General features: G+C 57.0%; 9 protein-coding genes. All 9 read left to right on the forward strand.

Annotated features, from left to right (window positions below; all coding sequences use genetic code 11):
• Positions 1-287 precede the first annotated feature (287 nt).
• Positions 288-1,316 (forward strand): BMP family protein, encoded by a 1,029-nt coding sequence (locus tag SYN63AY4M2_RS13475; protein WP_099812061.1) that lies wholly within the window; start codon positions 288-290, stop codon positions 1,314-1,316.
• On the forward strand, positions 1,288-2,850 hold the full coding sequence (locus tag SYN63AY4M2_RS13480) for an ABC transporter ATP-binding protein (RefSeq protein ID WP_099887453.1): 1,563 nt from the start codon (positions 1,288-1,290) through the stop codon (positions 2,848-2,850). The genes SYN63AY4M2_RS13475 and SYN63AY4M2_RS13480 overlap by 29 nt, the downstream gene beginning before the upstream one ends.
• Positions 2,840-3,889, forward strand: a complete 1,050-nt coding sequence (locus tag SYN63AY4M2_RS13485) for an ABC transporter permease (RefSeq protein ID WP_099887454.1) — start codon at positions 2,840-2,842, stop codon at positions 3,887-3,889. Before SYN63AY4M2_RS13480 ends, SYN63AY4M2_RS13485 begins: the two co-directional genes overlap by 11 nt.
• A gap of 6 nt (positions 3,890-3,895) precedes the next feature.
• On the forward strand, positions 3,896-4,852 hold the full coding sequence (locus SYN63AY4M2_RS13490) for an ABC transporter permease (RefSeq protein ID WP_099887455.1): 957 nt from the start codon (positions 3,896-3,898) through the stop codon (positions 4,850-4,852).
• Positions 4,853-4,918: 66 nt separating this feature from the next.
• Entirely contained in the window at positions 4,919-5,428 is a 510-nt protein-coding gene (locus tag SYN63AY4M2_RS13995; RefSeq protein ID WP_206337020.1) for a hypothetical protein, read from the forward strand.
• A gap of 47 nt (positions 5,429-5,475) precedes the next feature.
• Complete coding sequence (locus SYN63AY4M2_RS14410) at positions 5,476-5,598, forward strand: hypothetical protein (RefSeq protein WP_276307819.1); 123 nt, start codon at positions 5,476-5,478, stop codon at positions 5,596-5,598.
• Entirely contained in the window at positions 5,595-6,212 is a 618-nt protein-coding gene (locus tag SYN63AY4M2_RS13495) for a DUF488 domain-containing protein (protein ID WP_099887456.1), read from the forward strand. The genes SYN63AY4M2_RS14410 and SYN63AY4M2_RS13495 overlap by 4 nt, the downstream gene beginning before the upstream one ends.
• On the forward strand, positions 6,209-6,640 hold the full coding sequence (locus SYN63AY4M2_RS13500; protein WP_099812065.1) for a DUF488 domain-containing protein: 432 nt from the start codon (positions 6,209-6,211) through the stop codon (positions 6,638-6,640). The genes SYN63AY4M2_RS13495 and SYN63AY4M2_RS13500 overlap by 4 nt, the downstream gene beginning before the upstream one ends.
• 263 nt (positions 6,641-6,903) lie before the next feature.
• On the forward strand, positions 6,904-8,168 hold a 1,265-nt coding region (gene hflX, locus SYN63AY4M2_RS13505; protein WP_240530555.1), incomplete at its 3' end, for a GTPase HflX.

The raw sequence follows: 8,168 nt of genomic DNA on the forward strand, positions 1-8,168 counted from the left end.
ACCAGTTGATTGGGTTATTGCTCACTTTATAAAAGAGGGCTGTAGTCCCCAACAGCATCCGGTTGTGCAAGATATCAACCAAGTAGTCAGAGGGATAATCTATCGAGAGCTGATTTGAGAGGACTTGGCCCTTACATCCATTCCAACCGTCAGCGAAACTTCGTTGTCCATTACAAACAAGCTCCTTCTCAAAAAATTGTATTTCAGGATACATATTTTCAGGGATCTCCCCCTTAGGATAAGCCGAGCAGTAACCCGATCTCGAAGTAACCTCAACAGAAGCGACTATGGCACGTTTAGAACTCTCCCGGCGGGACTTCTGCCTGCGTTCTGGGGCTTTTGTGGCTGGCCTGATGGGGAGCCGCTGGTTGGTTCGCGATGCCGCGGTGGCTCAAGGAACCAAGCTGAAGGTGGCCGGGGTTTATACGGTTCCCATTGAGCAGCAGTGGGTGAGCCGGATCCATAAAGCGTTGATGGCTGCCCAGAAGCGGGGGGATATTGACTACACCTGGTCAGAGTCAGTTTCCAACACCGACTATCCACGGGTGCTGCGTCAGTATGCCGAGAGCGGCGTCCAACTGCTGGTGGGTGAGGTCTTTGGGGTGGAGCGGGAAGCGCGGGAAGTAGCCAAAGACTATCCCAAGGTCAGCTTTTTGATGGGATCCAGCCTCAAGCCGGATCCTGCCCTGAGCAATTTTGCCGTGTTTGACAACTACATCCACGAGCCTTCCTATCTGACGGGAATGGTGGCCGGGGGGCTGACCCGCTCCAAAATCATCGGCATGGTGGGGGGCTATCCCATTCCAGAAGTGAACCGCCTCATGAATGCTTTTATGGCAGGGGCGAGGGAACTGCAGCCGGAGGTGAAGTTTTTGGTCACCTTTATCGGCAGTTGGTTTGATCCCCCCAAAGCCAAAGAGGCGGCTTTTGCCCAAATTGATGCCGGCGCAGATATCCTTTACGCGGAGCGGTTTGGGGTATCTGATGCCGCCAAAGAGAGGGGCGTTTTGGCCATCGGCAATGTGATCGATACCCAGCCGGACTACCCGGAAACGGTGGTGGTCAGCGCCCTGTGGCACATGGAACCCACCATCGACAGAGCCATTGCCGCGGTGAAGGCCGGAGAGTTTAAGGCAGAGGACTACGGGATCTACAGCATGATGAAATATGGGGGATCCAGCCTCTCCGACTGGGGAACCTTTGCCGACAAGGTTCCGGCTGAACTGAAAGCTAAGGTGATGCAGAGGCAGGCAGAGATTCTGGCAGGGTCTTTTGTTGTAGCCATCGATGACAGCGAACCCAAGTCCACCCTCTGAAGCGCCTTTGGCCTTGAAGGTGGTGGGCATTACTAAGCGCTTTGGTGCTCTGCTGGCCAACGACCAGATTGATCTTGAGCTGCGGGCCGGGGAGATTCTGGCCATCTTGGGGGAAAATGGGGCGGGCAAAACGACACTGATGAACATCCTGTTTGGGCACTACGTTCCCGATCAGGGTCAGGTGTGGGTGTTTGGTCGGCCCCTCAAGCTGGGATCCCCGGCGGCTGCCCTGGCGGCAGGGATAGGCATGGTGCATCAGCATGTGGTCTTGGCCGATAATCTATCGGTGCTGGACAACATTCTGCTGGGCACTCAGCCCCTGTGGCACCTGTGGTCTCGGCGGCGAGAGGGACGGCGGCGCATCCAAAAGCTAGCTGAGGAATTGGGGTTGGCCGTGGATCCCGATGCTCTGGTGGGATCTCTAACCTTGGGGGAGCGGCAGCGGGTGGAGATCCTCAAGGTGCTGTATCGAGGGGCGCGGATCCTGATTTTGGATGAGCCTACGGCGGTGTTGACCCCACCGGAAATTGAGCCGTTTTTTCACACCCTACGGCAGATGGCCGGTCGCGGGCTGGGGATCCTGCTGATTTCCCACAAGCTCCAGGAGGTGATGCGCATCAGTGACCGGGTGATGGTGCTGCGCTCAGGGCGGGTGGTGATGACGGGCAAGACGGCTGAGATCCATCCCACAGCTCTGGCGGAAGCGATGGTGGGGCAGCGGTTGGCGGCGGTGGTCAAAGCCCCTTTGTCTCCGGGGGAGACGGTCTTAGAGTTGCAGCAGGTCTCCTGTCGGGCAGGGCAGCAGCATCTGGAGCAGGTTTCTTTGACGGTGCGGCGTCACGAAATCGTGGGTATTGCCGGGGTGGCGGGCAATGGGCAGGCCGTTCTGGCAGATCTGGTCTGTGGGGTGATCCGGCCCCACCAAGGTCATCTCCATCTGCATGGCCGAGTCCTGCGGCTGATCTCTCCTGCTGAGATGGTGCGGCAAGGCATGGCCCGGATCCCAGAAGACCGCCACAAAACTGGGCTGATTGGTTCCCTTAGCCTATGGGAAAACTGGGTCATCGAGCGCTATCGGGATCCCGAATTCTCGCGGTGGGGGATCCTGCGTCACCGCCAAATCTATCAGCAGGCCCACACCTGGCTACAGACCTACGATGTGCGGGGACTCCAGAGTGGGGATCCGCGGCAGGCGCTCCAGATGCCAGTGCAACTGCTGTCCGGCGGAAATATGCAAAAAGTGATCCTCTCGCGGGAGCTGTGTCGGGATCCCCAGGTGATTGTGGCTCACCAACCGACGCGGGGACTGGATCTGGGGGCTGTGGCTTACGTGCATGCCCAACTGCTGGCAGCAGCCCGGGCTGGAGCCGGGATCCTGCTCATTTCTGAAGACTTGGATGAATTGCTGAGTTTGGCCGATCGGGTGGCGGTGCTCTATCGCGGTCGGCTTTCCCCAGCAATCCCAACCCAAACCACAACGGTGACCGCCTTGGGGTTGCGTATGGCCGGGCAGGAGGTGGCCGATGCGTGTTGAACCTCGTTCCACTGTGCCCCTTTGGCTGATCCTGAGTGCGCCGATGGCAGCCATTGTCCTGGCTTTCCTCTCCTGTAGCCTGCTGATCCTGTGGACGGGATCCCCGGTTTTGGCAGCCTATGGAGCTTTGCTGCGGGGAGCGGTGGGATCCCCCTTTGCCCTGAGCGAAACTTTGACGCGGGCCATTCCCCTGATCCTGACGGGATTGGCGGTGGCGGTGTGTTTTCGGGCCAAGTTGTGGAACATCGGTGCGGAAGGCCAGTTTTATGGTGGGGCTCTGGCTGCCAGCCTCTTGGGCACCGCTGGGCTTTCGCTGCCGCGCCCGTGGTTGGTGCTGGTGCTGCTGCTGGCGGGCTGGATTGCCGGAGGGCTGTTGCTGTGGATCCCGGCCTGGCTCAAGACTCAGTTCCAGGTGGACGAAGTGGTGACCACCTTGCTGCTCAATTTTGTCATTCTTCTCGGGATTAGCTATCTCCTGGAAGGCCCCCTCAAAGATCCTCTGGCTCTCGGTTGGCCCCAAGGTCGTGCCCTGGCGGAGAGTGCTCTTCTGCCGCGGCTGATTCCCCGCAGTCGTCTCCACGCTGGTTTAATCATCGCCCTGCTTGCTGCCCTGGGGGTGTGGGGGCTGGAGCAGTTCACCGTTTGGGGCTTAGAAATGCGAGCCGTAGGCGCCAACCCAGAAGCGGCCAGGTTCCTCGGCATCCCAGTCCGGAGAGTTATTTTATATACCTCATTGTTGGGAGGTGGGCTGGCAGGCTTGGCGGGAGCTTGTGAACTCCTCGGGCTCAAGGGCTATCTCACCTTGGATTTATCCCCTGGCTTTGGCTACACCGGCATTGTTGTTGCCCTGTTGGCCCAACTGCATCCCTTGGGAGTGGTGGGGGCCGCAGTTTTCATTGCCGGGGTTTATGTGGGAGCCGATACCATGGGGCGTAGCTTGGGCGTTCCCACCTATCTTGCCGATGTCATTGTTGCTGCTGCCCTGCTGTGGATGTTGGTCTGCATGGGATTGGCCCGTTATCGTCTGCGCTGGGACTGAGCACCCGTGTCTGCACTCCTGAGTCTAATCAGCTTAATCAGCACCACCAGCTTCTGGGTGGCCACCCTGCGCATTGCCACTCCCTTGCTCTTTGGCACTTTGGGCGAAGTCCTCTGTGAGCGGGCCGGCGTTCTCAATCTGGGCATCGAAGGGATCATGACCCTGGGGGCCATGACCGGTTGGCTGGTGGTCTATCAGGGAGCTGGATTGTGGTGGGGCGTAGCCTTTGCTGCCACCCTAGGTGCCGGCGTGGGCTTGATTCATAGCCTGTTGACGGTCCGCCTTGGAGTTTCCCAGCACGTCACCGGCATCGGCATCACCCTCTTGACCATTAATGCCGCCTATTTTGTCTATCGCATGGCCCTGCCCCAGGTCACCTCTCCTCCCAAAATCGTCCCCTTCAGCCCTTGGCCGATCCCCGGTCTCTCCAGCCTGCCCTTTCTGGGAGAAACCCTGTTTACCCAGCCGCCCCTCACCTACCTCAGCCTTCTCCTGGTGCCCCTCATGGCCTACATCCTCTACCGAACTCCGCTGGGCCTGGCCGTGCGCATGGTTGGGGAAAATCCCCAGGCTGCCGCTTCCCAGGGGATCCCGGTCTATGCCGTTCGCACCGGGGCCGTGATGGTGGGCAGCGCTCTCATGGCGGTGGCCGGCGCTTTTTTAACCCTCTCTGCGTTCGATGCGTTTTTCTTCAATATCGTCAATGGACGGGGGTGGATTTGCATTGCCCTGGTGGTTTTTGCCGCTTGGGATCCCTGGCGAGCCTTAGGAGGAGCGTTGCTGTTTGCCGGGTTTGATGCTTTGCAATTGCGCCTTCAGCAGCTTTGGGGTAGCCGGATCCCCTATCAGTTTTTCTTAATGTTGCCCTATCTGCTCAGTATTGTGGCGTTGATTTTGGTCTCTCGCCATGCCAAAGCGCCCCGCGCCCTTTTGATCCCCTTTCGCCCTGAAGAACGGATTTGACTACTGGACTTTCAAGAAGCCGAAAATTACTCCCATTGAGCCTTTGCCCTTGCCCCAGAAGCCTGTATGTCTTACGCCAAGACGATTGTCTGTTTCGCCAACTCCAGAAAAATGGCCGGTCGCTGTATTGCCGGCAAGGAATGGCAGAACGGAGAGCCAGGGGAATGGGTGCGTCCTGTCAGCAGCCGCCCGTCACATGAGGTCTCTGAACATGAGAGGTACTACGAGAGCGGTGGCGACCCAGAACTTCTTGATATTCTCTGTGTCTCTTGTGATACACCTCAGCCACTACCTCACCAGAAGGAGAACCACGTTATCAATCCAAAGCACCGCTGGAAAAAAGTTGGCCACCTGCCTTGGGAGGATATCAACAGTTGGCTAGACAACCCTGAGAATCTCTGGGGCACTGGCGAGAGCAGCTATGCTGGGTGGAACAACCGGTTAAGTGTCGGGCGAGAAAGCGGAGTTTCTCTTTACCTTGTACCGGTCGAGCATTTGCGTCTGTTGGTTACAAGGCACCAGGATACCCGAATTCTAAGCGTAGAGTACGCGGCGAGTTTGTATACAAGGGAGTAAAATACTGCATGGATGTTACCGATCCTGTGATTGAACGGGATTTCCTAATGGGCGAAGACGGTCAATATGACATCCCCGATCCGGTGCTGTGTGTTAGCCTTAGCGATCCCTACTTGGGCTATTACTACAAGCTGATAGCGGCTGTTCTCTACTCAGGTCGACTCATATGAAATCAGAGATCTACACGATTGGTCACTCAAACCACGAGATTGATTTTTTCATAGACTTACTGCGCCAGTACAACATCACCGGTATTGGCGACGTTCGCTCACGTCCATATAGCCTTTACGTCCCTCAATATTCACAAGAAAAGTTGAAAAGTGCTTTAGCGGCAGCAGGTATTGCTTACGTCTTTCTGGGCAAAGAATTGGGAGGACGTAGCGAAAATCCGAGCTGCTATGATCAGGGTAGGATTCAGTATGAACGACTGGCAAATGAGCCAGCCTTCCTCGAAGGGATCGACCGTCTGATCCAAGGTTCTAGTCGGTATCGGATCGCACTGATGTGTGCTGAGAAAGACCCTATTGAATGTCATAGATCGTTGCTGGTGGCGCGTAAACTTTTTCAAAGTGGGATTCCGGTCAACCACATCTTGGCCAATGGCTCTTTGGAGACTCATGAGGCTCTAGAATCTCGTCTTCTTGCCCTTTGCAAACTTCCAGAGGGGGACTTGTTTAGAAGTCGGGAAGAGTGTATAGCCGAAGCCTGTCTCATTCAAGGCAGGCGTGTCGCCTATCGAGATGAGAAAATGTCAAAAAGTGATGAGCGGAGCGCGAGGCCATGAAGATATTTACAATAGGGTTCACGAAGAAAAGTGCAGAGCAATTTTTTAATCGCTTAAAACAGCCTGGTCTGGTTCGAGTTGTTGATACTCGACTTAATAACACCTCGCAACTGGCGGGATTCACGAAAAAGAATGACCTAGAGTTCTTCCTTCATGAGATCTGTAAGCTTGGATACATTCATTTGCCAGAATTGGCACCGACCCAAGAAATTCTTGATGCTTATAAAGCTAGTGGTGACTGGTCTAATTATGAGAGACAGTTTTTGTCGTTGATGGCCGAGCGTCGTATCGAAGATCAAGTGGATAAAAGTATTCTCGATGGAGGATGTCTGCTTTGTAGTGAAGCTACTCCTGAGCACTGTCATCGTAGGCTGGTTGCTGAATATTTGCACAGAAAATGGGGTGATGTTGAAATCGTGCATCTATAAAAACCAAGAGCTAGCACTACGGCTTTTTCCGATTTATGCAGCTACTCCGAGTTGCAGCAGGATTCCGGCAACACGGAGCGAAAGGGATGCCCAACCGATTTGGAAACTCTCTCACCGACAGCAAGCTCAATACAGGGATCCCCGCTTGGGCAGATCCAACACTGGGCCAGTGTTTGCCGCCGTTGCTTTTGGATCCCAAGTTCCTGCTGTCAGCTAGCGTGTATGGTAGATGAAAGCTTGTTTTTGGGTCTTTCCCCGTCCCCATGCCCAGGGCTAGCACCTCTCGCCATCAGACCGACCCCCGCTTCAGCTCTGCTATCGCTACGCGAGGCTTTCGCGAACAGGCCAAAGGGTTAAAGCCCCACCAACAAAAGCAACTGCAACGGCTTTACCAACTGCGCCTACCCCCCGACCGCTTGGTGACGGTGGAGTTTGCCCAACGGCTGGGATCCCTGACCCAAGAGTTGGAAGGCCGGCCCATCAGCGTTTACCTCAACCGGCGCGGCCAGGTGATCCGCGTAGGGGTGGGATCCCCTTTTGAAACCCAGATTCCCGCTTGGGAATTGCCCCGCCAGGGGGCCGAGCGCCTATCCGGGATCCGCTGCATCACCACCCAAATGGGGGAGGGGGGCCCCGGTCAAAAAGCACTGACGGCCATGGCTTTGCAGCGTTTGGATGCCCTCATCACCCTTTCCGTGTCCAAGTCAGGAGGGCACCGACGCCGGGGAGGAGCGGCTACGGGCTTTGTTCACCGGGCCTATCTGGCCCATCTGCTGCCGGAGGGAGAGCGCCGTTGGCAGGTTTCTGAGCCTTTGCCTTTGGGGATCCTGGCAGAACAGGATCTGCAGGAGCTGGTGGCGGAGCTAGAAGATGGCTTTCGGCGCCAAGTGACCGCCCGCCAGGTGGATCTGGATCAGGATCGGGCCATCCTGGTGGGGCTGCAGGAGTCCGGGCAGAGCTACGAGGATCTCATGGATGGGTTGGCGGAGCTGGGCCGCCTGGTGGAAAGCGCCGGCGGTCAGGTGCTGCAAGCCCTCTGGCAACGGCGGGAGGGACCCAACTCGGCCACGGTAATCGGCTCCGGTAAGGTGCAAGAGCTGGCGCTGCTGGTCCAGGATCTGGGCGCTAACTTGGTGGTGTTCGACCGGGAACTCACCCACAGCCAGGTGCGCACCTTGGAAGAGGCGGTGGGGGTGCGGGTGGTGGATCGCAGCGAGGTGATCTTGGATATTTTTGCCCAGCGGGCCAGAACCCGGGCCGGAAAATTGCAGGTGGAGCTGGCGCAACTGCAGTATTTGCTGCCTCGCCTGGCCGGTCGCGGTCGCACCATGTCTCGGCTAGGTGGGGGCATCGGCGCCCGTGGCCCTGGGGAAACCCAACTGGAAATGGAGCGGCGGGCCATCCAGCGGCGCATCAGCAAGCTGCGGCAAGAGTTGGACGAGTGGCTGTACAACGGCGGCCCCTACCAGCTGATTGTGCTGCACTTTTTGATTGGGGTGTTCTGCTACATGGGCCGGGAGTGGGAGCT

Source organism: Synechococcus sp. 63AY4M2 (genome assembly GCF_002760475.1).
Taxonomy (GTDB): Bacteria; Cyanobacteriota; Cyanobacteriia; order Thermostichales; family Thermostichaceae; genus Thermostichus.

Coding starts and splice junctions, on each gene's coding strand:
- SYN63AY4M2_RS13475 (WP_099812061.1), top strand. CDS start 288: ATGGCACGTTTAGAACTCTCCCGGCGGGACTTCTGCCTGCGTTCTGGG.
- SYN63AY4M2_RS13480 (WP_099887453.1), top strand. CDS start 1,288: ATGACAGCGAACCCAAGTCCACCCTCTGAAGCGCCTTTGGCCTTGAAG.
- SYN63AY4M2_RS13485 (WP_099887454.1), top strand. CDS start 2,840: ATGCGTGTTGAACCTCGTTCCACTGTGCCCCTTTGGCTGATCCTGAGT.
- SYN63AY4M2_RS13995 (WP_206337020.1), top strand. CDS start 4,919: ATGTCTTACGCCAAGACGATTGTCTGTTTCGCCAACTCCAGAAAAATG.
- SYN63AY4M2_RS14410 (WP_276307819.1), top strand. CDS start 5,476: ATGGGCGAAGACGGTCAATATGACATCCCCGATCCGGTGCTGTGTGTT.
- SYN63AY4M2_RS13495 (WP_099887456.1), top strand. CDS start 5,595: ATGAAATCAGAGATCTACACGATTGGTCACTCAAACCACGAGATTGAT.
- SYN63AY4M2_RS13500 (WP_099812065.1), top strand. CDS start 6,209: ATGAAGATATTTACAATAGGGTTCACGAAGAAAAGTGCAGAGCAATTT.